The following is a 26,278-nucleotide window of genomic DNA, read 5'->3' as shown; positions in this document are numbered from 1 at the left end:
TTGAGAAAAGAGCAAAAAAATTGTGGGAGGGGGCAAGCCCCCTCCCACATTTTGATCTACGGTCTTTAGCCTAGGGCGAAGTCACGCAGCGCATCACCTTCCATGCGATAGCGCACCCACTCCTCCTGCGGCTGGGCACCGATGGATTTGTAGAACGCAATCGCCGGTTCGTTCCAGTCCAGCACGCTCCACTCGAAGCGCCCGCAGCCGTTGTCGAACGCGATCTTCGCCAGGTGGCGCAAGAGCTTCTTGCCCGCGCCGCCGCCGCGTTGCTCCGGGTTGATGTACAGGTCTTCCAGGTACAGGCAGTTGCTGCCCAGCCAAGTGGAATAACTGAAGAAGAACACCGCAAAACCAATCGGCAGGCCATCGCGCAAACAGATCAGGCCATGGGCGGTCGCCCCTTCGCTGAACAGGCTACGCTCGATGTCCACCACACTGGCGATCACTTCATGCCGGGCCTTCTCGTACTCGGCCAACTCAGTGATGAAAGTCAGGATCTGCGCAGCATCGCTGGGCACGGCGGGGCGAATCTCGATGGTCATGGGCGAGCCTTGGCAATTTCAAAGCACACATACTAAGGCGCTTTCGTGACGAGTTGCAGCGCAATTCGTGGTCACTGGCACACAAAATCTTACAGGTGACGCAAGACCGTTCGTCGCCACCCAGGCACGAACATCAAACGAGAGCTGACCAACAGTAGGTAAGGACATTCATCATATGGAGACACCCTCATGAAGCATTCCAAGTTTGCTGCCCTCGCCCTGGCTGGCCTGTTGTCTTCGGTTTCGCTGAGCGGTTTTGCGGCCACCTCCTCCACCGGCCCGACCAATCCGGACGCCACCACCGAGTCCCAGAAATCCATGGGCACCGGCCTGGACACCAATGGCGGCGCAGTCATTGACAATACCAATGCCGCTGACCCGCACACCCAGGGCCATGACACCCAACGCCAGGCACCAGCTGCCGTCGGCAACGGCAAAATGGGCCCATCGGTCAATGAACCCAAGATCAACAAGGGCGATGACTCGAACCTGCCCGGCGCGCCAAAACAGCCTGCGCCTTGATCCACCCAACGCAAGACGAACACCCGATCATTTCCCAGTGAAGAGGTACGCATGAACGTCGACAAAGACCTTGAGAAAGAAGTCTTGACCCGCCTGCTGCACGCTCATCCCCAGGGGCTGGGCAAGGAGGTGTTGGATAACTACCGCGGAGAAAAAGTCGTCGCCAGTGCGTTGGCGTTTCTGCAGGATCGCGGCCTGATCAAGGATGGGCATGTGACCACCGACGCCGCCGGTGAATATGCGTTGAACCTGCCGATCAAACTGACGGCGTCGGGTGTGGATGAGGCGCGTAAGTTGGAGTCTGAAACCAGCCAGTAGCCTCAAATGTGGGAGGGGGCTTTCCCGCTCCCACATTTTTTGACACGGCCTATTCCCGGAGAAAGGCGTCGACTTCTGCGCTGCCAGGCGATGTAGCCGGCCCCCAGCGAGTGACCGCCAGCGCCGCTGCCGCGTTCGCCCGGCGTGCAGCCTGGGCAGGTGCCAGGCCATCGGCCAACCCTGCGATAAACACCCCGGCATGGGCATCCCCAGCGCCATTGCTGTCCACCGCCGTCACCTTCAACCCCGGCACATGCTCGGCCTGGCCATTGCGGCTCACCCAGCATCCATTCGGCCCATCCCGCACCACCAGCAAGGCATCGCCGGGCAGATGACGATTCAAGTCGACCAGCGCCTCTGCAACCGTTTCCGCCCCGGTAAACGCCAGTGCTTCAGGGCCATTACTGGTCCAGATATCGATACGCGGCAACAGCGCCACCATCAGCGCCGAATCCGGTGCCTTCACCAACGGACCCGGGTCGAACACCACCTTGATAGCGCGAGGCAGCGCCAGCAACCAGTCGAGCAGAGCCTGCGCCTTGCCTTCCAGCAACAGGCTGTAGCCACTCACATACACGTAATCGTCCGGCTGCGGGACCACGCGCGCCAGGTCCTCGGCGCTCAACTCGCCTTCAGCACCGATATGGGAAATGAAGGTGCGTTCGGTGGTGGCCTCGGTCAGCGACACACACAAACCGGTATCTTTATCCGTGCTGGCCGCTTGGGCAATCTCGACACCTTCCGCCTGCATCGCCGCGCGTGCCAGGTCGCCGAAACGCCCGTTGCCGTGACGGCCCAGGTAGACCACCGCCAGCCCATTGCGCCGTGCGGCCGCCATCACATTGAAGCCACCGCCGGCTTCGAAACTGGCCGATTGCGCCAGCACGTCGCCACCGGTTGCGGGCAAGGTATCGAGGGCCATGACCAGGTCGACGATGACCTGGCCGCTGTGCAGCAATCTAGACATTAGGGCTCTCTACTAAAGCCGGGCGACGATCAGCCGCACCGCCCAGTACTGCATAAATCCCGCCGGCCACCAGAAAGGTGACGATCCAGCCCAGGCCGTTGTGGCCCAGCCAGGAGTCGGACAAAGGCCCGGCGAACCAGATGTTCTCGGCGGTGGTGCCGATGGTGGTGAAGCTGAAACCCAGCACGATCGCCACGGCCCAGGCACCGAAGGCACGCCACTCCACACCGCCGCGATACCAGTAGGCGCTGCTTGGGCTCACGTCCAGCAGGTCCTTGGCGCTGTAGTAGTGACGGTGGATCAGGTCGACCACGAAGATGCCGACCCATGCCGTGATCGGCACCGCCAGCAAAGAAATGAACGTGATGAACGGGCCGTAGAAACTGTCGGCGATCAGCATGAAGTAAATCGAACCGGCGAAGATCGCCACGATATCGACGATCACCGCATGCACGCGCTTGACCTTCAAACCGAGGGTCAGGGTGGTGAGGCCCGCCGAGTACACCGACAGGTTGTTGGACAGCAGTAACCCGCCGAACGCGGTGATCAGGTACGGCACGGCCATCCAGGTCGGCAACATATCGCGGATCGCGATGATCGGGTCGGTCGCCGACGCCAGGTCATTGTTGCCCACCGACAGCAGGCCGCCGAGGGTGATCAACAGCACCAGCGGAATGCCCGCACCGAACGCCGCCGACGCCACCAGGCGCACGGCCTTGACGCTGCGGTGCTGGTAGCGCGACATATCCGCGCCGGCGTTGGCCCAGCCGATACCGGTGCCGGCCGCCATGGTGCCGACGCCGATGATCATCGCGCTCAGCGGTGCCGGGGTGGCGTTGAACACCGCGCTCCAATCGATGGTGGCGCAGAGGAAACCGCCGACCAGGATGTTCAACGCGCCGAACACATAGGTGGCCCACTTCTGGATCACCAGCAAGGTGGCGTGGCCCAGGCCGGACACCGACAAGGTCAACAGCACGAAGATGGCGATGAAGACCAGGGTGAGCACCGGCGCGCTTTTGGCTTCGACCGGCGAACCGAACAGGATCGAGCACAACGACAGCAGCACAAAGGCGGCGGTAGTGGTGTTGACGGTTTCCCAGCCCAGGCGCGACATCAGCGACACCAGGGTCGGCCCGATATTGCCGCGCACGCCGAAGATGGCGCGGGACAGGGTCAGGCTGGGCGCACGGCCACGACGGCCGGCGATAGAAATGATGCCCACCACCGCAAAGGAGCCGGCGGCGCCGAGGATCGCAACGATGATGGCCTGCCAGATCGCCAGGCCGCGAAACGCGACCAGGGTGGCGCCGAGCGGCAAGCCGAGGATGCTGATATTGGCCGCGAACCACACCCAGAACAGTTGCAGCGGGTGGCCATTGCACTCGCCTTCAGGGACCGGTTCGATGCCGCGTGTTTCCAATTGCCCGGCGCTTTGGCCGGAAGATGTGCTGCTCATGAGAGGGTGCTCCAAGTGCCTGTATTGTTGTGGTTGTGGCAGGTATACAAAGCGAATCTTCCGGTCATCCTGACTCAGCGCATTTTCAACAATTCTTCAACCAGCGCCTGCAAATCCAGGCCATTGACCTGCTTGACCTGTTCGATCATCGCCTCGGGCCAGCACTGCATGCCCAGGCACGCGCCGAGCATGGCGCCGAGAATCGCCGCGATGGTGTCAGTGTCACCGCCAAGACTGGCCGCCAGGCACAGCGCCTCGAAAGCACTCATCTCGCCCACCGCCACTTGCTGGGCCAGGGCGAACGACACCACCACCGACTCCTGGGACGCGACGGAGGTGCCGATCAATTCGTACAGCAGGTCGGCGAACAGGGCCTTGTCGCCGCTGCCGACGCTCAAGGTCCGCGCCCAGCTGATGCGCGTGGACATCCGCCCACCCGCGATCCAGTGACCATGGCCTTCGGCCTGCTGGGCAACCTGGGTGCCGATGTTCAACGCTTCGCCCAGGTCCACACCGTTGATTCCGGCTGATACCACCGCCGCCACCGCCGCCGCGCTGGAAATACCCAGGGTGGTGTTATGGGTGACCTGGCAGGCCTGGATTACCGCCTGGATAAACTGCGCCGGGTCGCTGACATCGGCGGCAATCCCCACTGGCGTGATGCGCATCGCGGCGCCGTTGGTGGTGCCGTAACGTCCGGATTCTTCCGGGGTGTGGCCGGCGAGGATCATGTCGATCGCACGCTTGGTGGAGGGGCCGAGCAAATCCTGGGAACCCTTGGCGCGCATCACCGCTTCCCAGTCGATCAGGCGCTGGGCAAGCACAGTGGGTTCGATCTTGCCTCGGCCTTGCACGAGTAACTCACCCACCAGGATGGCCTGTTCGGTGTCATCGGTGATGGAGCCGGCGGGCATGTTAGGTGCGATGGGCTGGTCGGCGTCGGCGTGTTCCAGGCCGGTGATGGCACCGAAACGCGCGCGCACCTGTTCGCGGCTCAGGGACTGGGTCGGCATGCCCAGGGCATCGCCCAAGGCCAAGCCGTAGAAGGCGCCGAGGGCGCGATTGAGCGGGGTCATTTCGAGTTTCCAAATTGCAGGTGCAGGCGAAAGTGCAGAGGATCGAGCAAGCTTTCGACGTACTCCATGAAACGCTCGCGACGGTCGTAGGTGGTGCGCGAGGCCTTGAGGAACACCGTGCCGGCTGGGCGGCCAAGCAACTCGGCATCTTCATCGCTGAGGGGCTCTGCACCGATCCATTGGTCGCCTTCGGCGCCGACATAACCGTAGGCAGCCAGGGTAATGGTCAGGGAATCATCGATCAGGCCGACTCTCGGCAGGCCCTCCAGGCCTCCGGAAGCGGGCATCAGCGAGCGTTCCAGGGACACGGCAGTGCCGTCAGTGGTGCGACGGCGACGGTCGAGGGCAATGAATTGGTCGCTGCCAAAACGGCTGAACAGGTCCGGGCGGGTCACCGCTTCCAGGCGCAGGATATCGGTGTTGACCTTCGCACCGGTGTCCGCCAGGGCTTGGGCCCAGCCACTGCGCTGGTCGAGCACCATGCCGTCAAAAGTGACGATGGAGCCGACGCCGCTCTGGGTCGCAATGTAGTTACGCCGCTTGAGTTCAGCCAGGGCCTCACGCAGGGTGCCGCGGCTGACCGCGAACTCTTCGGCTAACTGATGCTCGCCCGGCAGCAGGAAACCGTCGGCCATCACCCCACCCTCGATACGGCGGATGAGCTCGTCGACGACGCGTTTTTTCTTATCAAATCGAACATGTCTAATCATGTACAAATTGATAACGCAAAGCGCCCATGTGCAGCAAGCGAATTATTTCAGGGAGATGATAAAACCGGCCTCAGGGCTCCAGGCCAATAGGGAAAAACTCCCCTGCGCTCCAGACGCCCAGCCAGTTCTGACCGTTGATCGGACGGCTCACTGCCAACTCCACCAATTGGTAGAACGCATTGCGGTGCACCAGGGCTTCGAGGTTGCTGCGCACTCGCAGATAGGGAGCAGGCTCCTGGGTCACAGGATCGATCACCACCCGCAGCGGGTGTTCGAGGCCGGCTTCAACCTGGTCATCGACGTTGGTGGTGAAGCGCAGCACCTGGCTTTCGCCCTGCCCTTCGACTTCCAGGGTAATGGCGACAAACGGAGCATCATCGACGGTGATGCCGACTTTTTCCACGGGGGTAATCAGAAAGTAATCATCGCCATCGCGACGGATGATGTTGGAGAAAAGCTTGACCATCGGCTTGCGTCCGATCGGCGTGCCTTGATAGAACCAGGTGCCATCACGGGCGATGCGCATGTCGATATGGCCGCAGAAGTCCGGGTTCCACAGGTGCACCGGGGCCGGACCCTTGCCCTTGGGCAACTGGGCCAACAGGTCGTTGGCCTTGGCGGAATCGGTCATGGGGTTCTCCTGGGTCTTATGGATTGCTCATCCCCAACAGGCCGCGGGCGTACTGCGCCAGGGGGCGGGCAATCAGGTCTTCTGGCTTGTTGTCGTGAAACGTCAGTAAACCGCCACGACTGCGTATACGTGCAGTATCAATCAAATACTGGGTGCTGGTCTCGATCAACATGATCTGGATGACGCCGCTGTCCAGGCCTACGCGGTCGAGGGCTTCCTGGTCGGCCCATTCATCCGCGTTGCCGATGCGGTCATCCGCCTTGGCGAAACGGCAGTACAGCAGGTAGTGAGCCCCCGCCGCGCGGGCTTCGGCCATGGCCTGCTCCAGGCCTTCAGGCTGACGGGCGCGGCGCACCATGGGGAAGTACTCGACAAAGCCATTGAAGGCTTCTTCGGCCACCACGTTCGGCCGCGGGTAGGCACTGCCCGGCGGCACAAAGGCGCCCTGGGCGATAAAGACAAAGGAGTCCGGCTGTATGCGTACCGAGGCGGTACGGCGGGTATCGCTGTGGTCGAGCAAACCGGCGTCGCTCATCTGATAGCGGGTGCCTTCGGCCATATCGCTGACGGTCATGCAGCCACTCAGCGTCAACGACGCCAGCAACAAAACCAGACTACGCATCCTAATCCTCCAGAAGCCGGTGACGGAAAACCGGCGAATGGGCGTGTGATGCAGGTTCTGCGCCAGCTTGGAACACTAGCCGCCGATGATCTTCATGATGGTTGCACCGCCCGAGAAGGCCACTTCCTGTTTGTCGCCCAGGGCTTTCATCAACAGGCCTTGCAACGCCGGCAGCGCTTGATGGCGCGGCTTGTCCAGCAGGTCGCCGACGTAGTGGCGGTTACTCGACGACAGGCAGCCATGCAGCCAGCCAGTGGACGACAAGCGCAACCGTGAACAGGTACGGCAGAACGGCACGCTCTCGTTGGCGATCACACCAAAGAAGCCCTTGCCCGGCACTTCGTAGCGCACGGCCGTGGCGTCCACGGGGGCGTTGGCTTGCAGGTATTCATACTGTTCGCCGATCAGGCCCAGCAGTTGTTGCAGGCTGACAAACTGCTGCAGGAACGCGTTGGAGTCCTTGGCTAAATGGCCCATGCGCATCAACTCGATAAAGCGCAATTCGTAGCCACGCTCCAGGCAGTAGTCGAGCAGCGGCATGACCTGGTCGAGGTTCTGGCCGCGTAACGGCACCATATTGACCTTGATCTTGATCCCGGCAGCGCGGGCCTGGTCCATGCCGTCGAGCACAGTGGCCAAGTCGCCACCACGGGCAATGCTGCGGAAGGCATCTGCGTCCAGGGTATCGAGGGACACGTTGATGCGCTTGATCCCGGCCTCCACCAGCAACGGCAGCTTGCGCGCCAGCAGTTGGCCGTTAGTGGTCAGGCTGATATCGCTGAGCCCCATTCCCCCCACGGCGCCCATGAAGGCTTCCAGCTTGGGGCTGACCAGCGGCTCACCGCCGGTGATGCGCAGGCGGTCGATGCCCGCCGCTTCGATCAGGTATTCCACACCACGGGCCATAGCCTCGGCCGAGAGTTCGTCCTGGGCAGCCACCAGCCGCTTGCCGTTGGGCACGCAGTAGGTACACGCGTAATTGCAGGCTGAGGTCAGGCTGATCCGCAAATTGCGAAAACGCCTGCCTTGACGATCAACGATCATGGATCACTCCGGCAGAGGATGAATCGGGCGCGCTAAAAGCTGACTGATAAATCAGCTTTTAGCAAGAGTCCTTGCCTGAGTATATTCCTGGGGTACTGCGCGTGGCAGCAAATCATTACGTGGCAGGCGTTTGGGCCGGCGCCGCTTCAATCGCCGGCGGCTCACTGCTGTGCTTGCGCTTGTTGCCCATGCGCACGCCGATATCCATCAAAAACTGGAAGAAACCTTCCTGATCTTCCAGCACATTGCTCCAGAACGGCGAGTGGTACAGCGCCACGGCACCGTGGACCAAGGCCCAGGCGGCACAGTAGTGGAAATACGGCGGCACATCTTCAAGCTTCCCTTCACTGATGCGGCCCTTGATCAGCAGGGTCAGGCGTTCGAAGTTCGAGGCGCGGATCTTGTGCAGCTCCTCGACCATCTCCGGCACCTGATGGCCCTTGACCACCTTCTCTTCCAGCCGGTCGAACAGGCGATAGCGCTGCGGGTCACGCATGCGGAACTCGAAGTAGGCGCGGGACAGGGCTTCCTTGTCCTTATCGACATCGGCCGAATGCAGCAGCTCGTTCAAGTCGCGCTCATAGTCGAGCATCAGGCGCAGGTAGATCTCGGCCTTGGACTTGAAGTGCTTGTAGATCGTGCCTTTGCCGATACCCACGGCATCCGCAATCATCTCGACGGTGACGCTGTCTTCACCTTGTTCGAGGAACAGCTTGAGTGCGGTGTCGAGAATTTCCTGCTCACGGCGGCGAAACTCACGGACCTTACGGGGTTCTTTGTGCATGAGGAAGAGGTCTGCAAAGGTCGGATTAGGGAGGGTTGCGCAGGGCCACGGATACGTGGCGATACGATTTACCCGCTGCGAGGGATTATCCCGACTGAACGGTCGTTGGGCAATGTCTATGTGAACCCGGAATGCACTTTACTTTCAGCACGCCAACGTTTTCATTGATATCAGTCAGAAATAATACGCAACAACTGCACCCGTGCACCGGCCTGATGAGAACTCAAGCGAAGCGCGCGTATTCCAAATCTGTTTAAAAAACGATCAGCCGCGACTGGACTGAATCGGATACTGATCAATACTTCAACTGTCGGCGTGACATCTCCCCCAAGTGAAGCGCCGACCTGGGTACCAACGGACCGCGTACCCTTGTTTTACTCCTAATGGTCTTAACCCGGATTCACCCCCCAGAACCCGGGTTTTTTTTGCCTGCGATTTGACCTCCGCGTTAAGAAGCCACGTGGGCCAGCGGGAACAGGCGCTTGAAGTTTTCGGTGGTCTGCTCGGCAAAACGCTCGTAGGACTCACCGCGCAGCATCGCCAGGTAATCCGCCACGTCGCGCACATACTCCGGCAGGTTCGGCTTGCCGCGATGGGGGATAGGCGCCAGGTACGGCGAATCGGTTTCCACCAGCAGGCGGTCGGCGGGCACCTGGCGTGCGACATCACGCAAGGCATCGGCGTTGCGGAAGGTGACGATACCCGACAGCGAAATATAGAACCCCAGGTCCAGCGCCGCCTTGGCCATGTCCCAGTCTTCGGTGAAGCAATGCAACACGCCGGCCTGGGGCAACGCCGCTTCGCGCAGCAGGACCAGGGTGTCGGCACGGGCGCCACGGGTGTGGACGATCACCGGTTTACCGGTCTGCCGGGCGGCTTGCAGGTGCAGGCGGAACGAAACCTGCTGCAACTCGGCGGCTTCGGGTTCGTAGTGGTAATCCAGGCCGGTTTCGCCGATGGCCACCACGCGCGGGTGATTGAGTTCACCCAGCAGCCAGTCGAGGGCCGGGGCTTCACCGGGCTTGAGGTCGAGCGGGTGGATACCCACCGAGCAATCCACATCGGCATAACGCTCGGCCAGGGCTTTGACGTCTGCCGCATTCTCCGCGCTGACGCCGATGCACAGGAAGTGCCCTACCCCACGCTGGCGTGCGGCGTCGAGGGCAGCGTCAAGGGAACCACCGTGCTGGGCCAGGTCGAGACGATCAAGGTGGCAGTGGGAATCTACAATCATAGGCATCTACAACTTCAGTCACGAAAAGTGTCTGGCCGACGATACACCCGCCGGCCACGGAAATTAACGACGGCCGAGCAAACCGACCCACTGCACCAGCAACGCTTCCAGCAGCAGCACGCGGTTGAGGTTGGCCTTGCCTAACACCTTCTGGCGCTGGGCAAGGATCCAGTCCTGGAGGGTCAGCACCTTGTCCTGGGCACTTTTCTGCGCCAGGTATTGCACCACCTTACGCATATCCGGCAGGCCCAGGCCGTTTTCATCCTGGGTCAGCTGGTAGCGCAGGATCAGGCTCGACCAATCGCAGAACCAGTCGAACAGCAACAGCAAAGGAATGTCCTTCCAGGCGCTTTCTGCCAGCTGGGTGGCGGACACTTCCTGCTTGATCAGTTTCTTGACCCCCTCCACCACCAGCGCGCGTTGTTCACGCACGCCCTGGGCCTGCAGCTTCACCGCGGCCAACGGCGAACCAGCGGCCAGGGTCAGCAGCTCGACCCGTTCCTCCTGGGAGCACTCCGGCAACGCCTGCGCCAGCCACGCAAGGCTCATGGCCTCGCTTGGCAGCGGACAGGCCTGCTGTACGCAGCGGCTGCGGATGGTCGGCAGTAAACGGCTGGACTGGTGACTCACCAGCAACAACACCGTATCGCCGGACGGTTCCTCCAGGCTTTTGAGCAAGGCGTTGGCAGCATTGATGTTCATCGCCTCCACCGGCTCGATCAGCACCACCTTGCGCCCGCCCATCTGTGCGGTCTGCACCACGAAGCTGACCAGGTCGCGCACCTGGTCGACCTTGATTGCCTTGTCGGCCTCTTCGGGTTCGAGCAGGTAGTTATCCGGATGGCTACCGGCCTTGAGCAGCAGGCAGGATTTACACTCGCCGCAGGCTTCCAGGTTGACCGGACGCTGGCACAGCAGGCTGGCCATCAGGCGCTCGGCCAACGCTCGCTTGCCGATCCCCACCGGCCCATGCAACAGGTAGGCGTGGGCGTGCTGGGCACGGCCGGCCAGTTGTTGCCACAGGCTGTCCTGCCACGGGTAGGCTTCAGCCACGGGCGCGCTCCAGCAGTTTCGGTAGCAGCGCGTCGATGGCCTGCTGCACCTGCGCCAGCGGCTGGGCTGCATCCAGCAGGGAGTACCGCGCGGGCTCCGCCTTGGCAAGTGTGAGGAATGCACTGCGTACCGCGTTGAAGAACCCATCGCCTTCCAGCTCGAAGCGGTCCAGGCGGCCACGGGCGCTGGCACGGGCCATGCCGACTTCCACCGGCAGATCGAACAGCAGGGTCAGGTCAGGGCGCAAGTCGCCTTGGACAAAGGTTTCCAGGGTGGCGATGCGCTCCACGGACAAGCCCCGACCGCCGCCCTGGTAGGCATAGGTGGAATCGGTGAACCGATCGCAGATCACCACGGCACCACGGGCCAGGGCTGGACGGATCACCTCGGCAATGTGCTGGGCACGGGCGGCGAACACCAGCAGCAGCTCGGTGTCCGGGTTCATCTGCTCGTCACCCGGCGCCAGCAGCACTTCGCGGATACGCTCGGCCAGCGGCGTGCCACCGGGCTCGCGGGTCAACACCACCTCGATGCCTTCGCTGCGCAAGCGCTCGGCCAGATAATCGCGGTTGGTGCTTTTGCCGGCGCCTTCGGGGCCTTCCAGGGTAATAAACAAGCCAGTCACAGGCAGTCCTTAGTCAGAATTATTGCGGGCTTTGCGGCGCGGGTTCAGCTGGCGTATCAGCAGGCACATCCGCCGGTGGTGTTGCGTCTTCGGCAGGCTTCACCACCGGCGCCGGGCTGGAGCGGTAATCGGCGCGCCGCTTGAGTTGGAACTCACGCACGGCGGCATTATGCGCATCCAGGTTATCGGAGAAAATGTGGCTGCCGTCGCCACGGGCGACGAAATACAGGCTGCTGCCCGGCACCGGGTTCAGCGCGGCATGGATCGCCTCGCGGCCGACCATGGCGATGGGCGTCGGCGGCAGGCCGGCTACCATGTAGGTGTTGTAGGGATTGGCTTCCTTGAGGTGCGCACGGGTCAACTTGCCGTTGTAGCGCTCGCCCAGGCCGTAGATCACCGTCGGGTCGGTCTGCAACAACATGCCGATCTTCAGGCGACGTACAAATACCCCGGCAATCTGCCCGCGCTCTTCAGGCACGCCCGTCTCTTTCTCCACCAGGGAGGCCATGATCAGCGCTTGGTAAGGGTCGGTGTACGGCGCATCGGCGGCGCGCTTGCTCCACTCCTGGGCGAGCACGTCGTCCAGGCGGTTGTAGGCTTTCTTCAGGAATTCGACGTCGGTCATACCGCGCACGAAACGGTAGGTATCGGGGAAGAACCGCCCTTCTGGAAACACGCCAGGGTGACCGAGCTTCTCCATGACTTCGCTGTCACTCAGGCCCGAGAGGGTCTGCACGATCTTTTCATGCTTGGCCAGCGCCGAGCGTACCTGGCGGAAGTTCCAGCCCTCAACCAGAGTCAGGCTGTATTGCACCACTTCGCCACGCTGCCACAGGCCGATCAGGCCCTGCGCCGTCATGCCGGGCGTCATGCGGTATTCGCCGCTGTGCAATGGCTGGCCGTCCAGGTTGAAGCGCCAGTACAGGCGCAACCAGAAGGCACCGTCCAGCACGCCGTCGGCTTCCAAGCGATTGAAGGTGCCAGTGGGGGTCGCCCCAGCCGGTACGTCGAGCAATTGCTCCTGGGTCAGGTTCAAGGGCTGCTTCAGGGCAGCGTCGTATTTCCAGGCGCCATAGCCCAACAGCAAAGCCGCCGAGAACAGACCGACCAGCAGCAGTACAACCAGTTTTCGTATCAACTCAGATTTCCAATAGCGCGCGAACAATGCCCTGCAGTTTACGGGTGAGCGGGCCAACCGACCAGCTCATCGCAGCGCACTCGCGCACCGGCCAAATGCCATAAACGCTGTTACACACGAAGACTTCGTCGGCTTGCTGCAACTGCTCAATACTGATGTCGGCCACGGCCACCGGGACGCCCAGGGTCTGTGCCTGGGCCAGAATCTCGGCACGCATCACCCCGGCCACGCCGCAACGCGTCAGATCAGCGGTTAGTAACAAGCCATTGCGCACCAGGAACAGGTTGCTGAATACGCCTTCGATCACGCGACCGGACACATCCAGCATCAACCCTTCAGCGTGCTCGGCGTCCTGCCATTCGGCACGGGCGATCACCTGTTCCAGGCGATTGAGGTGCTTGAGACCGGCCAGCAACGGCTGTTCGGCCAAGCGGGTGGCACAGGGAAACAGGCGGATGCCATCGGTTCCATGAGCGCTGGGATAAGTAGCAGGCGGGCTGCCCTGCAAGATACGGCGCACCGGTGCGCCAGGGTTGATGCCATAACCGCGCAGGCTGTCGCCACGGGTCAGGATCAATTTGAGGACACCCTCGCCAAGGGCGGTGGCGTAGGCCTGCACTTCGCTGCGGATCAACACCGGATCCGCAACCAAGGCGAGGCGCCTGCAACCCTCGTCGAGGCGTTGCAGGTGACGGTCGAGCAGCACCGGCTGCCCGGCCTTTACAGCGATGGTCTCGAACAACCCATCGCCATACGCCAGGCCGCGATCTTTCAGGGGCACGCTGTCCGCTGGCTGACCGTCGACCCAGCTGTGCATCACTCGGCGAACCGGCGGAACACCAGGGAACCGTTGGTGCCGCCAAAACCGAACGAATTGGAGATCACCACGTCGATCGGCATCGGCTGCGCTTCGTGTGGCACGAAGTTCAGGTCGCAGCCTTCGTCAGGCTCATCCAGGTTGATGGTCGGAGGTGCGACCTGATCCTTGATGGCCATCACACTGAAGATCGCCTCGACCGCGCCCGCCGCACCCAACAGGTGACCGGTCATGGACTTGGTAGAGCTGACCGCCAGCTTGTAGGCGTGCTCACCGAATACCGACTTGATGGCCTCGGCTTCCGCCAGATCGCCCGTCGGAGTCGAAGTACCATGGGCGTTGATGTACTGCACCTGGTCCGCATTGACCTTCGCATCGCGCAGGGCGTTGGTGATGCAACGCGCAGCACCGGCACCGTCGGACGGCGGTGAGGTCATGTGGTAGGCGTCACCGCTCATGCCAAAGCCAATCAGCTCGGCGTAGATAGTGGCACCACGCGCCTTGGCGTGTTCCAACTCTTCCAGCACCAGGGCGCCGGCACCGTCGGAGAGTACAAAGCCATCACGGCCTTTGTCCCACGGACGGCTGGCGCGGGTCGGCTCGTCGTTACGCGTCGACAGCGCACGGGACGCGCCGAAGCCGCCCATGCCGAGGCCGCACGCCGCCATCTCGGCGCCGCCGGCGATCATCACGTCGGCTTCGTCATAGGCGATATTGCGCGCCGCCATGCCAATGCAATGCGTGCCGGTGGTGCACGCCGTGGCGATGGCGTAGTTAGGTCCCTGTGCGCCCAGATGGATGGACAGGAAACCGGAAATCATATTGATGATCGAGCCGGGGACGAAGAACGGTGAAATTCGACGGGGGCCGGAATCGTGCAACGTGCGGCTGGTTTCTTCGATATTGGTCAAACCGCCAATACCCGAGCCCATGGCCACGCCGATACGATCACGGTTGGCGTCGGTGACTTCCAGGCCGGCATTGCGTACCGCCTGAAAACCGGCTGCCAGGCCGTATTGAATGAACAGGTCGAGTTTGCGGGATTCCTTGACCGAGAGATATTCCTCGACATTGAAACCCTTTACCGAGCCGCCAAAACGGGTGGAATAGGCAGAAAGGTCCGTGTGTTCGATCAGACCAATACCACTGCGGCCAGCCAGAATGCCCTGCCAACTGCTTGGCACATCCGTGCCCAGTGGCGACAACATACCCATACCGGTGACTACGACGCGTCTACGCGACACAGCACTCTCCTTTTTCTAATGACGACACTTTTGCTTCAGCGCGTACTTTTCATCAGGGCTAAAGAAAAAACCGCACGCCGTTACAGCAGTGCGGTTTTTCCCTGACAGCAAGCGACGACTACAAACTATTACGCCTGGTGGCTAGTAACGTAGTCGATAGCAGCTTGAACAGTAGTGATTTTTTCAGCTTCTTCGTCCGGGATTTCGGTCTCGAATTCCTCTTCCAGAGCCATCACCAGCTCAACGGTGTCAAGGGAATCGGCACCCAGGTCTTCTACGAAGGAAGCAGTGTTGACCACTTCTTCTTCTTTAACGCCCAGTTGCTCGGCGACGATTTTCTTGACGCGCTCTTCGATGGTGCTCATACCTTGTTTAACTCCTAATGGACAAATTCAGGCAGCTGGCCAGTGGGTAAGTGTATAGAAAGCCTTTTCAGCTTTTCAACTGAAAGCTTCACCCTGTACCCGGTCGGCCACCTGCCTATAAATTAAGTTGCAGCTTTATAACGGATTTTAGACAGCTCGTATGACATATTTTTGAAGCGATCCGTCACAATTTAACTCATGTACATCCCGCCGTTCACCGGGATTGTAGCCCCAGTCACGTATGCCGCACCGTCGGATGCCAGGAAAGTGACCACATTCGCGATCTCTTGAGCCTGACCCAGACGGCCCAGCGGAATCTGCGTCAGCAACGCTTCACGCTGTGCTTCCGGCAGTTCGCGGGTCATATCGGTGTCGATGAACCCAGGGGCCACCGAGTTGACCGTAATCGACCGCGAGCCGACTTCACGAGCCAATGCACGGCTGAAACCTTCCAGACCGGCCTTGGCGGCTGCGTAGTTTACTTGGCCTGCGTTGCCCATGGCACCCACTACGGAGCCAATATTGATAATTCGGCCCCAACGCGCCTTGGTCATGCCGCGCAAAACGCCCTTGGACAGGCGAAACAGACTGTTCAAGTTGGTGTCGACCACGTCGTACCACTCGTCGTCTTTCATGCGCATCATCAGGTTGTCACGGGTGATGCCGGCGTTATTCACCAGAATCGCCGGCGCGCCGAACTGTGCGGTGATCTCGGCCAGTACGGCAGCCACGGACTCATCGCTGGTCACGTTCAGCTCAAGGCCGGTGCCTTGCACGCCGTTTTCCTTCAGGGTCGCGGCGATACGCTCGGCGCCCGAGGCGGAAGTGGCGGTGCCGATCACAACGGCGCCCTGACGGCCCAGCTCCAGGGCGATCGCCTGGCCAATGCCACGGCTTGCGCCGGTGACCAGTGCAACTTTACCTTGCAGACTCATGCAGGCTTCTCCTACGTTCAGGGATTCAGGCCAGTGCCGCGCGAGCGGCAGCAAAGGCGTCAGGGGTATTGAGGTTGGCAGTCGACACGCCGTCGGCGCAGCGCTTGTTCAGGCCGGCCAGGACTTTGCCCGGACCACACTCAACCAGCTCAGTCGCACCATTGGCGGCCAGGGTCTGGACCGATTCAACCCAGCGTACCGGCTTGTAGAGCTGCTCCAGCAGGTCGCGCTTGAGGGTATCGAGGTCAGCAGCCACGGCGGCGCTGACGTTCTGCACCAGCGGGATCTGCGGCGCCTGCCAGTTGATGGCGGCGATGGACTCGGCAAAACGCTCGGCAGCCGGGCGCATCAGCTCGCAGTGCGACGGTACGCTCACCGGCAACGGCAACGCGCGCTTGGCACCACGGGCCTTGCAGCCTTCGATGGCACGCTCAACGGCAGCCTTGGCACCGGCAATCACCACCTGGCCAGGGGAGTTGAAGTTTACCGCGCTGACCACTTCGCCCTGGGCCGCTTCGGCACAGGCCTCGATCACCACAGCGTCGTCCAGGCCCAGGATTGCTGCCATGCCGCCCTGCCCGGCCGGAACGGCTTCTTGCATCAATTGGCCGCGACGCTCCACCAGCTTAACCGCCTCACCCAAGGTCAGGCTACCCGCTGCAACCAGGGCGCTGTATTCGCCCAGGCTGTGGCCGGCGACGAATGCAGGGCGTGCGCCGCCTTCCGCCAGCCACAAGCGCCACAGGGCGATCGAAGCGGTCAGGATGGCCGGCTGGGTTTTATCGGTTTGATTGAGTTGCTCTTCCGGCCCTTGTTGGGTCAGTGCCCACAGGTCGTAACCCAGGGCGTCGGAAGCTTCCTTGAAGGTGTCCAGGATCAGCGGGTATTGCGCGCCCAGCTCGGCCAACATGCCGAGGGACTGCGAACCCTGCCCTGGAAAGACGAATGCGAGGGATGTAGACATGTAACAAGCCCCTAATGATCTGGTCGTCAAAAAAGCGCACTCCTAAAGTGGGAGCGCACGAAACTGACAGATTGGATGGTCAATTGAACTGGCCGGTCACATTTAAGCACTCCCGGGCCGATTCGCCTAAGGCAACAGGTCCTCGAGACGGCCATGCAAGCGTTGCGGCAGGTTTTCCTGAATCTCGATCACAGCCCGCGCGATCGCACTTTGAAACCCCTCGACACCGGCCGAGCCGTGGCTTTTTACCACGATGCCCTGCAACCCCAGAAAACTCGCGCCATTATGCCGTGCCGGGGCCAGGTCCGCCTGCAGGCGGCGCATCAGCGGCAGCGCCAGGGCACCAACCAGGCGCGACGCCAAGCTCTGCTTGAACAGCGCTTCGATACGCGTGGCGATCATGGTCGCCAGGCCTTCGCTGGATTTGAGCAGGATATTGCCGACAAACCCGTCACACACCACCACGTCCGCTTCGCCACGGTACAAGCCGTCACCTTCGACAAACCCGACGTAATTCAACCCCCGCGCGCCTTGCAGCAACGTGGCGGCCAGCTTGACCTGCTGGTTGCCCTTGATGTCTTCGGTGCCGATATTCAGCAAGGCCACCCGTGGCCGGGCCACGCCCAGCGCTTCGGCGGCCACCGAGCCCATCACGGCAAACTGGAGCAGATGCTCGGCGCTGCAATCGACGTTTGCGCCCAGGTCCAGCAACTGGCAATAGCCTTTCTGCGTCGGAATCGCCGCCACCATCGCGGGCCGGTCAATGCCGGGCAGCGTCTTGAGCACAAACCGCGACAACGCCATCAGGGCCCCGGTATTGCCGGCGCTGACACAGGCTTGCACCTTGCCATCACGCAGCAGCTCCAGGGCCACCCGCATCGAAGAGTCAGGCTTGCCACGCAGGGCGGCCGCCGGCTTTTCATCCATGGTGATGGTTTCGCTGGCTGGCGTAATCGTCAGGCGCGCGCGATCCACCGCCGGATGGCTGGCAATCAGTTCTTCAAGTAAGGAGGGTTGACCGACAAGGGTCAGGTGCAGCGAGGGTGTTGCAGACAGGCTGGCAATGCAGGCCTGAACAATGCTGCGGGGACCGAAGTCCCCGCCCATTGCGTCTATCGCGATGACTAGAGCAGACAAGTGATTACTCGTCAGCGCCCTTGTCGATCACTTTACGGCCACGGTATACGCCTTCTGGCGATACGTGGTGACGCAGGTGAACTTCACCGGTGGTCTTTTCCACGGACAGGGTGCTAGCCTCGAGAGCGTCGTGCGAACGGCGCATGTCACGGGCGGAGCGGGATTTTTTGTTCTGCTGAACAGCCATAATTGATTAACTCCTAAACGTTTGGGTCACGCTTTAACTGCGCCAATACACTGAACGGGTTGGACCGCGTTACCTCGTCCTCGCTCGGTTCGGGCTCGTCATCGAGGCCCGCCGGCTGCTGGCATTCTTCCGGATGATGAGCAGGCACAATGGGCAAGGCGAGCAGAAGCTCCTCCTCGATCAGTGCATGCAGATCCAAAGGATCTTCGCCCAGTTCCAGCACGTCATAACCTTTCGGCAACGACTGGGTATTCGCACCCTCCTTCACCACAGCATAACTGCACTCGCTGTGGATCGGCAGGGTGACCAGCTCAAGACAACGCTGGCAAACCATTTTGACCTCGGTGTCGATAAAACTGTGGATTACCACAGATTTACGTTCATCTCGTTCAAAAACGAATTTGGCCTGCACCGTACCGACAGTGTCGGAAAGCGGGTCGCAGAGTCTCTCCAAATCGGCCAGCAGCAACTCACCTTGAAGGGAAGTGCCACGATCAGCCAATTTGCGCGGGTCAACGTGAGGTGGAATCGGGTCATTCAACATAGGCGCAGCATTATAGGGATGCACCCAGCCATGTCAAAGGAAATTCAGCCCTGTGCGTCAGCCGGTCGCCCCGCTAGAATCCGCTGCCGACCTGAGGAGACGCCCATGCTGCCCTTATTACTCGCATCCAGCTCGGTGTATCGCCGGGAATTGCTGAGCCGCCTGCACCTGCCGTTCATCTGCAGCTCGCCGGATATCGATGAAAGCCACCGCGCAAATGAGTCCGCCATCGAACTGGTCAAGCGCCTGGCCGAACAGAAAGCCCGCGCCCTTGCCGCCAGCCATCCGGGGTATTTGATTATCGGCTCCGACCAGGTTGCAGCGCTCGACGGACGGATCATCGGCAAGCCGCACACCTTCGAGAACGCCCGCGAGCAACTGCTGGCCGCCAGCGGCAAGCGCGTCAGTTTTCTCACTGGGCTGGCGCTGCTGAACAGCGAGACAGGCAGCTGCCAGGTCGACTGCGTGCCTTTTACCGTGCACATGCGTGAGTTGGATGCCGAGTGCATCGAGCGTTACCTGCGAATTGAGCAACCGTATGACTGCGCGGGCAGCTTCAAGGCCGAGGGGTTGGGCGTGAGCCTGTTCCAAAATACCGAAGGGCCGGACGCCACCAGCCTCATCGGCCTTCCCCTCATTCGCCTGGTGGATATGCTGCTGGCCGAAGGCGTGCAAATTCCCTGAGAACACCACAAGCAAATGTGGGAGGGGGCTTGCCCCCGATAGCAGAGGATCAGCCAACTAACCCGCAGCTGACCCACCGCAATCGGGGGCGAGCCCCCTCCCACATTTTGATCTATATGTAGCCTGGGGCTCAGCGCAGGCTTGGGCCTTGGAAGCCCATGTAAAAGGCCAGCTTCTCCGCCACGCTGGCACCGAGCCGCTTGGAGAAACGATCAAACGGCGATTCCTCAACCGTGAAATCCACCAGTTCCTTCTCGCCAATCACATCCCGCGCTACCGAACTGGCACTGCCCAGGCCGTCGATCAAGCCCAGCGGCAAGGCCTGCTCGCCTGACCAGACCAGGCCGGAGAACAGTTCCGGATGGTCCTTGTCCTTCAGACGATCCCCACGCCCCAGCTTCACGCTGGCGATGAACTGGCGATGAGTGGTGTCGAGCACGCCCTGCCAGAACTGGGTTTCATCGGCTTTTTGCGGCTGGAACGGATCAAGGAACGACTTGTGTTCACCTGAGGTATAAGTGCGACGCTCTACCCCCAGCTTCTCCATGGTGCCGACGAAACCATAACCGGCCGCCGTCACACCAATGGAGCCCACCAGGCTGGCCTTGTCGGCGTAGATCTGATCAGCAGCACTGGCAATGTAATACGCACCGGAAGCGCCCAGGTCGGAAATCACTGCATACAGCTTGGTATCCGGGTGCAGGCCACGCAGGCGGCGGATCTCGTCATACACATAACCCGACTGCACCGGGCTGCCACCCGGGCTGTTGATGCGCAGGATCACACCTTTGACCTTAGGGTCTTCGAACGCGGCACGCAGGCTGCTGACGATGTTGTCGGCGCTGGCTGACTCCTTGTCGGCGATCACCCCGCGCACTTCGATCAGTGCGGTGTAGTTGGCGCCACGGGTTGCGCTTTTCTCCATATCCATCAGCGGACTGAACAGCGCCAGCATGCCGATGAGCCAGACAAACGTCAGCAGTTTGAAGAAAATCCCCCAACGCCGCGCGCGACGCTGCTCTTGGACGCTGGCCAGGAGAGTCTTCTCCAGCAGCTTCCAGCTTTTGTCATCACTGCTTTCAGCCTTTTCGGGCGCTTTCCACTCGTCACTCATGCCATCAACCCCAGCAAAGACTTATTGGGCCTGGTTGAGCCAGGCCTGCAATTCGGAAAAATGATCGATCGTCAGTCGCGGTTCATATTGCTGCAACGCCTCGGCAGCCTGGGCGCCATAGCTGACCGCCACGCCGTCCATGCCCGCATTGCGCGCCATCATCAGGTCGAAGGAGGCATCGCCCACCATCAAGGCCTGGCGTGGCGACACGCCGCAATGAGCCAGGATCTGCTCCAGCATCAGAGGGTGAGGCTTGCTGGCAGTTTCATCGGCGGCGCGGGTGATATCGAAATAATCTTCCCAACCGTGGGCCTTGAGCACCCGATCCAGACCGCGACGGGCCTTGCCGGTGGCGACTGCCAGGTGATAACCCTGGGCACGGAATGCCGCCAGGGATTGCACCACACCGTCGAACAGCGGCGAGGGCGTAGCCTCCAGGGCGATGTAGTGATCGGCATAGTGTTCGCGAAACGCGACCAGTTCAGCGTCGCTGATCTCGGGATACAGGGTACGGATCGCTTCGGGAAGGCCCAGACCGATGATGCCCTTGACCGCCAGATCACTGCACAACGCGTAACCCGAACGGGTCGATGCAGCGTGCATCGACTCGACAATCCGGCCAATGGAGTCGGCCAGGGTGCCATCCCAATCGAATATCAGCAGTTTGTAGTCAAGGTGCGACACTCAAGCGCTCCACGGTCTTGGCCCACATCTCATCGACCGGCGCCTGCAGCTTCAATTCGCCACCATCGGGCAGCGGTACCGTAAGCATGTAGGCGTGCAGGAACAGGCGCTTGCCGCCCAGGTCGCGGATCTCCTTGGAGAAATCCTCGTCGCCGTACTTGGTGTCACCGGCAATGCAGTGGCCCGCATGCAGGGTGTGCACGCGAATCTGATGGGTGCGCCCGGTGACCGGCTTGGCCTCGACCATGGTGGCGAAGTCGCCGAAACGGCGCAGCACCTTGAACAGGGTCAGGGCTTCCTTGCCCTCCTCGTCCACTTCGACCATGCGCTCGCCGGAGCGCAGGTTGCTCTTCTGCAACGGCGCGCGGACGCTCTTGATCGAGCTGGCCCAGTTGCCGCGCACCAGCGCCATGTAGCGCTTGTCGACGCCATCGCCGCGCAGGGCGGTGTGCAGGTGGCGCAACATGCTGCGTTTCTTGGCGATCATCAGCAGGCCGGACGTGTCGCGGTCCAGGCGGTGGACCAGTTCCAGCTCCTTGGCATCCGGGCGCAACTGACGAAAGGCTTCGATCACACCGAAATTCAGGCCGCTGCCACCGTGAACCGCAATGCCGCAGGGCTTGTTGATCACGATCAGCTTGTTGTCTTCGAACACAATCGAGGCTTCCAGGCGCTGCAACAAGCCCTGGGCCAACGGCACAGGCTCGTCACGCTCAGGCACGCGCACCGGTGGCACGCGCACGATATCGCCCGCCTGCAACTTGTACTCGGGCTTGATCCGGCCCTTGTTCACCCGCACTTCACCTTTACGCAAGATGCGGTAAATCAAGGTCTTGGGCACGCCTTTGAGCCTGGCCAGGAGAAAATTGTCGATGCGTTGGCCGGCATATTCCGGCGAGACCTCGAGCAGCTGGACGCTGGGGGTCTGGGGGGCGGTAGTCGTCATGGCGGCGATGATAACAATTTTTTATGGAATTGAAGCACTTAATCATTGCTGCTATAGTCGCGAACGCCGCCAAAAGCGGCCTGGACAGAGGACATGCGGCAAACTGCCGGCCCTGACCATCGCAATTCATCAGGACGCGAGGCCGTCCTACGGGGCTTTCGCCACCCTGGAAGGCTCAAGATTGTAACAAGCGCAGGTGACATGAGGCCTGAAGCGAGTGCAGAAAGCAGAGTGAATACTCGCATTTTGCGCCGATATTTACGGCCAGTTCACAAAGTGCAGTCAGTCTTGAGCCAGACCACGGCGAATACTTCGGAAACAACGCCTGTTAAGAGCTGAGTGAGAGCGCAACCGCCCACACCTAGTCTTGTTTAGCCATGAGCGTGGACTCCCCATTGGAGAACACGGTAAATGCCAACCCGCTGCGGATTCTGCGCGCGGCAGCACCCGAATTATCAGGGATACGTGTAGGGTGGAGATGCACAACCGTCGGACCGTGTAGCACTAGGCTTATATTTAGACGCTTCATCTCGTCCACAGTCGCCGGTTGATTCCTCCTCCTGACCTTAGCTTTTGTTGAAGTGGTGCCTTTGTCACCACCGCTAACAAGCAGGACGCGTCCGTCGCGATACCGGCCCAATTGGCTCGTTATTGCTGGACACTGGAGTGGCCAACCACTCTTGACGCACCTGACACCGACCGTGAGAAGTCGTGTGTGCCGAACGCCGTTTCCGGCAGCCCGGAAACCGACGGTACAACATGAAAAGAATGCTGATTAACGCAACTCAACCCGAAGAGTTGCGTGTTGCACTGGTAGATGGCCAACGCCTCTACGACCTGGACATCGAATCCGGTGCACGCGAGCAAAAGAAGGCCAACATCTATAAAGGCCGTATTACTCGCATCGAACCAAGCCTTGAGGCTGCCTTTGTCGATTTCGGCTCCGAGCGCCACGGCTTCCTGCCCCTCAAAGAAATCTCCCGCGAATACTTCAAGAAAGCCCCCGAAGGCCGCGTGAACATCAAGGACGTCCTGAGCGAAGGCCAGGAAGTCATCGTCCAGGTCGAAAAAGAAGAACGTGGCAACAAGGGCGCCGCCCTGACCACCTTCATCAGCCTGGCTGGCCGTTACCTGGTCCTGATGCCGAACAACCCACGCGCCGGCGGTATTTCCCGTCGCATCGAAGGCGAAGAGCGCAACGAACTGCGTGAAGCGCTGAACGGCCTGATCGCACCGGCCGACATGGGCCTGATCGTGCGCACCGCCGGCCTGGGCCGCAGCAGCGAAGAAATGCAGTGGGACCTCGACTACCTGCTGCAACTGTGGACCGCCATCAAGGAAGCCTCCCTGGATCGTTCCGCGCCTTTCCTGATCTACCAGGAAAGCAACGTGATCATCCGCGCCATCCGCGATTACCTGCGCCAGGACATCGGCGAAGTGCTGATCGACAGCGTTGAAGCCCAGGACGAAGCCCTGACCTTCATCCGCCAGGTGATGCCGCAGTACGCCAGCAAGATCAAGCTGTACGAAGACAGCGTTCCGCTGTTCAACCGTTTCCAGATCGAAAGCCAGATCGAGACCGCCTTCCAGCGCGTGGTCGAACTGCCTTCCGGTGGCTCCATCGTGATCGACCCGACCGAAGCCCTGGTGTCCATCGACATCAACTCGGCGCGCGCGACCAAAGGCAGCGACATCGAAGAAACCGCCCTGCAGACCAACCTGGAAGCGGCTGAAGAAATCGCCCGCCAGCTGCGCCTGCGTGATATCGGCGGCCTGATCGTGATCGACTTCATCGACATGACCCCGGCCAAGAACCAGCGCGCCGTGGAAGAAAAAGTCCGTGAATGCCTGGAAGCTGACCGTGCCCGCGTACAGGTCGGCCGCATCTCGCGCTTCGGCCTGCTGGAAATGTCCCGTCAGCGCCTGCGTCCGTCCCTGGGCGAGAGCAGCGGCATCGTCTGCCCGCGTTGCAACGGCACCGGCATCATCCGTGACGTTGAATCGCTGTCCCTGGCGATCCTGCGCCTGATCGAAGAAGAAGCCCTGAAAGACCGCACCGCCGAAGTCCGCGCACAAGTGCCGATTCCGGTTGCAGCTTTCCTGCTCAACGAAAAACGCAACTCGATCACCAAGATCGAACTGCGCACCCGTGCCCGTATCGTCATCCTGCCGAACGACCACCTCGAAACGCCGCACTTCGAAGTGCAGCGCCTGCGTGATGACAGCCCGGAAGCCCACAGCGGCCAGTCCAGCTACGAAATCGCCGCAGCTGCCGCCGAAGTCGAAGAAGTGCAGCCAGCCGCCGCGACCCGTACCCTGGTCCGCCAGGAAGCCGCCGTGAAAACCGCTCCGGCCCGTGCCAACGCACCGGTTCCGGTTGAAGCCGCCGCTCCGGTTGCCGCCCCGGCCGTAATGCCTGAGCCAAGCCTGTTCAAAGGCCTGGTGAAGTCGCTGGTGAGCCTGTTCGCCACCAAGGAAGAACCTGCTGCACCGGTTGTGGTTGAGAAACCAGCGACCGAGCGCCCTGCACGCAACGAAGAGCGTCGTAACGGTCGCCAGCAGAGCCGTAACCGCAACGGCCGTCGTGACGAAGAGCGCAAGCCGCGCGAAGAACGTGCGCCGCGTGAAGAACGCGCCCCACGTGAAGAACGCTCCCCACGTGAAGAGCGTGCGCCCCGCGAAGCCCGCGAAGAAACCCCGACCGTAGAACGCGCACCGCGTGAAGAGCGCGCACCGCGTACTCCACGTGCCCCGCGTGAAGACCGCAAGCCACGTGGCGAGCGCGAAGAGCGTGTGCGCGAACTGCGCGAGCCGCTGGACGCTGCGCCAGCCGTTGCCGGTGCAGCTGTTGTTGCCGAAGAACGCCCGGCTCGCCAGCCGCGCGAAGAACGTGCGCCACGTGAAGAACGCCAGCCTCGCGCTCCGCGTGAAGAGCGTCAACCACGTGCCGAACAAACGGCTGCCGCCAGCGAAGAAGAAGTGTTGACCGGCGAAGAGCAACTGCAGGAAGACGGTCAGGAAGGCGCCGAAGGCGATCGTCCACGCCGCCGCTCCCGTGGCCAGCGTCGTCGCAGCAACCGTCGTGAGCGTCAACGCGATGCCAACGGCAACGTGATCGAAGGCTCGGAAGAGACCGGCGAAAACCCGGAAGCCGCTACCAGCGAACCGACTGGCGCCGAACTGGCTGCCGGCCTGGCCGTTACCGCTGCCGTTGCCAGCTCGGTCATCAGCGCTCCGGCTGAAGCCCAGGCTCACGAGCAGGCTGAGCGCGCTACCGCGACTGTTGAAGAAGCCGTCGTTGTAGAAGCACCTGCTGCCGAGACCCCGGTGGTTGAAGCGCCGGTCGTTGAAGCACCTGCTGCCGAAACCCCAGCCGTAGAAGCGCCTGTTGTTGAAGCGACTACCCCGATCGAAGCACCGGTTATTCCTGAAGTGGAAGTTGCTCCGGTTCAAGAAACCCTACCAGAAGTTGAAGCGGTGGCTGAGCAAGCACCGGTAGTCGAGCCTCAAGCAGTGGTTGATGCTGCTCCAGAAGTTCGTGAAGTTCGTGAAGAACAGACCGCCTTCCAATGGACTGCCGAGCCTGCCGCTCCGGTTGAAGCGCCAGCACCTGCCCCAGCGGTAGAAGAAGCGCCGGCACCGGTTGCCGAAGTTGTGGTTGCCGAGCCAGCCCCAGTGGTTGAGCCCGCTCCGGCCTTTGAACCTGCGCCGGTGGTAGAAGTGCCGGTGGTTGCCGAAGTGGCTGCACCCGTGGTTGAAGCCGCTCCGGTCAGCGCCCTGACCGAAAACGGCCGTGCGCCGAATGATCCACGTGAAGTGCGTCGTCGCCGCAAGGAAGCTGAAGCCGCTGCTGCTGCCGCAGCCGCAGCACAGGAAGCAGAGCACGAGAGCAAACCTCTCGTCTGATTCCCGCAGCAACTAAAAAGCCC

General features: G+C 61.4%; 28 protein-coding genes. 4 read left to right on the top strand and 24 right to left on the bottom strand.

Annotation, left to right across the window (positions count from 1 at the left end; genetic code table 11):
* Positions 1-65 precede the first annotated feature (65 nt).
* A complete protein-coding gene (locus NL123_RS07525) occupies positions 66-545 on the bottom strand; it encodes a GNAT family N-acetyltransferase (RefSeq protein WP_010208407.1) in 480 nt (159 codons plus the stop codon).
* A 189-nt stretch (positions 546-734) separates the two neighbouring features.
* On the opposite strand from NL123_RS07525, the gene NL123_RS07520 reads away from it, so the two are divergent.
* Positions 735-1,067, top strand: coding sequence for a hypothetical protein (locus NL123_RS07520; RefSeq protein WP_058427434.1), 333 nt, complete (start codon positions 735-737; stop codon positions 1,065-1,067).
* 51 nt (positions 1,068-1,118) lie between these two features.
* The gene (locus NL123_RS07515) at positions 1,119-1,385 is read left to right on the top strand and encodes a hypothetical protein (RefSeq protein ID WP_058427435.1); all 267 of its coding nucleotides are present in this window, start codon (positions 1,119-1,121) and stop codon (positions 1,383-1,385) included.
* Positions 1,386-1,434: 49 nt separating this feature from the next.
* Here NL123_RS07515 and NL123_RS07510 read toward each other — a convergent pair whose 3' ends face one another.
* The 20 genes from NL123_RS07510 to NL123_RS07415 all read right to left on the bottom strand — a co-directional run bounded on the left by NL123_RS07510 (position 1,435) and on the right by NL123_RS07415 (position 18,921).
* Complete coding sequence (locus NL123_RS07510) at positions 1,435-2,352, bottom strand: PfkB family carbohydrate kinase (RefSeq protein ID WP_494357510.1); 918 nt, start codon at positions 2,350-2,352, stop codon at positions 1,435-1,437.
* Entirely contained in the window at positions 2,345-3,811 is a 1,467-nt protein-coding gene (locus NL123_RS07505) for a purine-cytosine permease family protein (RefSeq protein ID WP_058427437.1), read from the bottom strand. The genes NL123_RS07510 and NL123_RS07505 overlap by 8 nt, the downstream gene beginning before the upstream one ends.
* Before the next feature lie 74 nt (positions 3,812-3,885).
* On the bottom strand, positions 3,886-4,887 hold the full coding sequence (locus NL123_RS07500) for an ADP-ribosylglycohydrolase family protein (protein WP_494357509.1): 1,002 nt from the start codon (positions 4,885-4,887) through the stop codon (positions 3,886-3,888).
* Positions 4,884-5,597 carry a GntR family transcriptional regulator gene (locus NL123_RS07495; RefSeq protein ID WP_248483761.1) on the bottom strand — a complete coding sequence of 238 codons (714 nt, stop codon included), beginning with the start codon at positions 5,595-5,597 and terminating at the stop codon, positions 4,884-4,886. Before NL123_RS07495 ends, NL123_RS07500 begins: the two co-directional genes overlap by 4 nt.
* A 70-nt stretch (positions 5,598-5,667) precedes the next feature.
* Entirely contained in the window at positions 5,668-6,228 is a 561-nt protein-coding gene (locus tag NL123_RS07490) for a DUF1285 domain-containing protein (RefSeq protein ID WP_071490493.1), read from the bottom strand.
* A 16-nt stretch (positions 6,229-6,244) separates the two neighbouring features.
* Positions 6,245-6,850: a DUF4823 domain-containing protein gene (locus NL123_RS07485; protein WP_093529800.1), complete on the bottom strand. Its 606-nt coding sequence runs from the start codon at positions 6,848-6,850 to the stop codon at positions 6,245-6,247.
* Between the two features lie 75 nt (positions 6,851-6,925).
* The gene (locus tag NL123_RS07480; RefSeq protein ID WP_058427442.1) at positions 6,926-7,894 is read right to left on the bottom strand and encodes a GTP 3',8-cyclase MoaA; all 969 of its coding nucleotides are present in this window, start codon (positions 7,892-7,894) and stop codon (positions 6,926-6,928) included.
* A 115-nt stretch (positions 7,895-8,009) separates the two neighbouring features.
* Positions 8,010-8,678: a TetR/AcrR family transcriptional regulator gene (locus NL123_RS07475; protein ID WP_058427443.1), complete on the bottom strand. Its 669-nt coding sequence runs from the start codon at positions 8,676-8,678 to the stop codon at positions 8,010-8,012.
* A 448-nt stretch (positions 8,679-9,126) separates the two neighbouring features.
* Complete coding sequence (locus tag NL123_RS07470) at positions 9,127-9,912, bottom strand: TatD family hydrolase (protein ID WP_494358285.1); 786 nt, start codon at positions 9,910-9,912, stop codon at positions 9,127-9,129.
* Positions 9,913-9,975: 63 nt separating this feature from the next.
* Positions 9,976-10,965: a DNA polymerase III subunit delta' gene (locus NL123_RS07465; RefSeq protein WP_494357508.1), complete on the bottom strand. Its 990-nt coding sequence runs from the start codon at positions 10,963-10,965 to the stop codon at positions 9,976-9,978.
* Positions 10,958-11,590: a dTMP kinase gene (tmk, locus tag NL123_RS07460; protein ID WP_494357507.1), complete on the bottom strand. Its 633-nt coding sequence runs from the start codon at positions 11,588-11,590 to the stop codon at positions 10,958-10,960. Before tmk ends, NL123_RS07465 begins: the two co-directional genes overlap by 8 nt.
* 19 nt (positions 11,591-11,609) lie before the next feature.
* A complete protein-coding gene (gene mltG, locus NL123_RS07455) occupies positions 11,610-12,728 on the bottom strand; it encodes an endolytic transglycosylase MltG (RefSeq protein WP_248483772.1) in 1,119 nt (372 codons plus the stop codon).
* 1 nt (position 12,729) lies between these two features.
* Positions 12,730-13,545 carry an aminodeoxychorismate lyase gene (gene pabC, locus NL123_RS07450; RefSeq protein ID WP_248483774.1) on the bottom strand — a complete coding sequence of 272 codons (816 nt, stop codon included), beginning with the start codon at positions 13,543-13,545 and terminating at the stop codon, positions 12,730-12,732.
* Positions 13,545-14,789 (bottom strand): beta-ketoacyl-ACP synthase II, encoded by a 1,245-nt coding sequence (fabF, locus tag NL123_RS07445; protein WP_058427473.1) that lies wholly within the window; start codon positions 14,787-14,789, stop codon positions 13,545-13,547. Before fabF ends, pabC begins: the two co-directional genes overlap by 1 nt.
* A 128-nt stretch (positions 14,790-14,917) precedes the next feature.
* Positions 14,918-15,154 (bottom strand): acyl carrier protein, encoded by a 237-nt coding sequence (gene acpP, locus NL123_RS07440; RefSeq protein ID WP_003175607.1) that lies wholly within the window; start codon positions 15,152-15,154, stop codon positions 14,918-14,920.
* Between the two features lie 191 nt (positions 15,155-15,345).
* The gene (gene fabG / locus NL123_RS07435; RefSeq protein ID WP_015885432.1) at positions 15,346-16,089 is read right to left on the bottom strand and encodes a 3-oxoacyl-ACP reductase FabG; all 744 of its coding nucleotides are present in this window, start codon (positions 16,087-16,089) and stop codon (positions 15,346-15,348) included.
* 25 nt (positions 16,090-16,114) lie between these two features.
* Positions 16,115-17,053 carry an ACP S-malonyltransferase gene (fabD, locus tag NL123_RS07430; protein ID WP_021491483.1) on the bottom strand — a complete coding sequence of 313 codons (939 nt, stop codon included), beginning with the start codon at positions 17,051-17,053 and terminating at the stop codon, positions 16,115-16,117.
* Between the two features lie 126 nt (positions 17,054-17,179).
* Positions 17,180-18,190, bottom strand: a complete 1,011-nt coding sequence (gene plsX / locus NL123_RS07425; RefSeq protein ID WP_076955198.1) for a phosphate acyltransferase PlsX — start codon at positions 18,188-18,190, stop codon at positions 17,180-17,182.
* Positions 18,191-18,194: 4 nt separating this feature from the next.
* Positions 18,195-18,377 carry a 50S ribosomal protein L32 gene (rpmF, locus tag NL123_RS07420; RefSeq protein ID WP_003179396.1) on the bottom strand — a complete coding sequence of 61 codons (183 nt, stop codon included), beginning with the start codon at positions 18,375-18,377 and terminating at the stop codon, positions 18,195-18,197.
* A 13-nt stretch (positions 18,378-18,390) separates the two neighbouring features.
* Positions 18,391-18,921 carry a YceD family protein gene (locus NL123_RS07415; RefSeq protein ID WP_010566563.1) on the bottom strand — a complete coding sequence of 177 codons (531 nt, stop codon included), beginning with the start codon at positions 18,919-18,921 and terminating at the stop codon, positions 18,391-18,393.
* A 105-nt stretch (positions 18,922-19,026) separates the two neighbouring features.
* Between NL123_RS07415 and NL123_RS07410 the strand changes: the two genes are divergently transcribed.
* Complete coding sequence (locus NL123_RS07410; RefSeq protein ID WP_248483778.1) at positions 19,027-19,605, top strand: Maf family protein; 579 nt, start codon at positions 19,027-19,029, stop codon at positions 19,603-19,605.
* Between the two features lie 130 nt (positions 19,606-19,735).
* Here NL123_RS07410 and NL123_RS07405 read toward each other — a convergent pair whose 3' ends face one another.
* From NL123_RS07405 to rluC, 3 genes are read right to left on the bottom strand one after another with little or no spacing between them, the layout of a single operon-like run.
* Entirely contained in the window at positions 19,736-20,719 is a 984-nt protein-coding gene (locus NL123_RS07405; protein WP_248483780.1) for a S49 family peptidase, read from the bottom strand.
* A 21-nt stretch (positions 20,720-20,740) separates the two neighbouring features.
* The gene (locus tag NL123_RS07400) at positions 20,741-21,403 is read right to left on the bottom strand and encodes an HAD-IA family hydrolase (RefSeq protein ID WP_494357506.1); all 663 of its coding nucleotides are present in this window, start codon (positions 21,401-21,403) and stop codon (positions 20,741-20,743) included.
* Complete coding sequence (gene rluC, locus NL123_RS07395) at positions 21,390-22,349, bottom strand: 23S rRNA pseudouridine(955/2504/2580) synthase RluC (protein ID WP_033901273.1); 960 nt, start codon at positions 22,347-22,349, stop codon at positions 21,390-21,392. Before rluC ends, NL123_RS07400 begins: the two co-directional genes overlap by 14 nt.
* A gap of 759 nt (positions 22,350-23,108) precedes the next feature.
* Here rluC and rne point away from each other — a divergent pair.
* Positions 23,109-26,255, top strand: a complete 3,147-nt coding sequence (rne, locus tag NL123_RS07390; protein WP_494357505.1) for a ribonuclease E — start codon at positions 23,109-23,111, stop codon at positions 26,253-26,255.
* The last annotated feature ends 23 nt before the right edge of the window (positions 26,256-26,278 follow it).

It is taken from the genome of Pseudomonas sp. FBCC-B1565, from assembly GCF_059133265.1.
The sequence above is the reverse complement of the archived record's forward strand: the minus strand, read 5'-3'. Positions and strand labels throughout refer to the sequence as shown.

Excerpts from the sequence above, each read along its gene's own strand:
- NL123_RS07525 (WP_010208407.1), bottom strand. The coding sequence starts at position 545 with ATGACCATCGAGATTCGCCCCGCCGTGCCCAGCGATGCTGCGCAGATC.
- NL123_RS07520 (WP_058427434.1), top strand. The coding sequence starts at position 735 with ATGAAGCATTCCAAGTTTGCTGCCCTCGCCCTGGCTGGCCTGTTGTCT.
- NL123_RS07515 (WP_058427435.1), top strand. The coding sequence starts at position 1,119 with ATGAACGTCGACAAAGACCTTGAGAAAGAAGTCTTGACCCGCCTGCTG.
- NL123_RS07510 (WP_494357510.1), bottom strand. The coding sequence starts at position 2,352 with ATGTCTAGATTGCTGCACAGCGGCCAGGTCATCGTCGACCTGGTCATG.
- NL123_RS07505 (WP_058427437.1), bottom strand. The coding sequence starts at position 3,811 with ATGAGCAGCACATCTTCCGGCCAAAGCGCCGGGCAATTGGAAACACGC.
- NL123_RS07500 (WP_494357509.1), bottom strand. The coding sequence starts at position 4,887 with ATGACCCCGCTCAATCGCGCCCTCGGCGCCTTCTACGGCTTGGCCTTG.
- NL123_RS07495 (WP_248483761.1), bottom strand. The coding sequence starts at position 5,597 with ATGATTAGACATGTTCGATTTGATAAGAAAAAACGCGTCGTCGACGAG.
- NL123_RS07490 (WP_071490493.1), bottom strand. The coding sequence starts at position 6,228 with ATGACCGATTCCGCCAAGGCCAACGACCTGTTGGCCCAGTTGCCCAAG.
- NL123_RS07485 (WP_093529800.1), bottom strand. The coding sequence starts at position 6,850 with ATGCGTAGTCTGGTTTTGTTGCTGGCGTCGTTGACGCTGAGTGGCTGC.
- NL123_RS07480 (WP_058427442.1), bottom strand. The coding sequence starts at position 7,894 with ATGATCGTTGATCGTCAAGGCAGGCGTTTTCGCAATTTGCGGATCAGC.
- NL123_RS07475 (WP_058427443.1), bottom strand. The coding sequence starts at position 8,678 with ATGCACAAAGAACCCCGTAAGGTCCGTGAGTTTCGCCGCCGTGAGCAG.
- NL123_RS07470 (WP_494358285.1), bottom strand. The coding sequence starts at position 9,912 with ATGATTGTAGATTCCCACTGCCACCTTGATCGTCTCGACCTGGCCCAG.
- pabC (WP_248483774.1), bottom strand. The coding sequence starts at position 13,545 with ATGCACAGCTGGGTCGACGGTCAGCCAGCGGACAGCGTGCCCCTGAAA.
- acpP (WP_003175607.1), bottom strand. The coding sequence starts at position 15,154 with ATGAGCACCATCGAAGAGCGCGTCAAGAAAATCGTCGCCGAGCAACTG.
- fabG (WP_015885432.1), bottom strand. The coding sequence starts at position 16,089 with ATGAGTCTGCAAGGTAAAGTTGCACTGGTCACCGGCGCAAGCCGTGGC.
- fabD (WP_021491483.1), bottom strand. The coding sequence starts at position 17,053 with ATGTCTACATCCCTCGCATTCGTCTTTCCAGGGCAGGGTTCGCAGTCC.
- rpmF (WP_003179396.1), bottom strand. The coding sequence starts at position 18,377 with ATGGCTGTTCAGCAGAACAAAAAATCCCGCTCCGCCCGTGACATGCGC.
- NL123_RS07415 (WP_010566563.1), bottom strand. The coding sequence starts at position 18,921 with ATGTTGAATGACCCGATTCCACCTCACGTTGACCCGCGCAAATTGGCT.
- NL123_RS07410 (WP_248483778.1), top strand. The coding sequence starts at position 19,027 with ATGCTGCCCTTATTACTCGCATCCAGCTCGGTGTATCGCCGGGAATTG.
- NL123_RS07405 (WP_248483780.1), bottom strand. The coding sequence starts at position 20,719 with ATGAGTGACGAGTGGAAAGCGCCCGAAAAGGCTGAAAGCAGTGATGAC.
- rluC (WP_033901273.1), bottom strand. The coding sequence starts at position 22,349 with ATGACGACTACCGCCCCCCAGACCCCCAGCGTCCAGCTGCTCGAGGTC.
- rne (WP_494357505.1), top strand. The coding sequence starts at position 23,109 with ATGAAAAGAATGCTGATTAACGCAACTCAACCCGAAGAGTTGCGTGTT.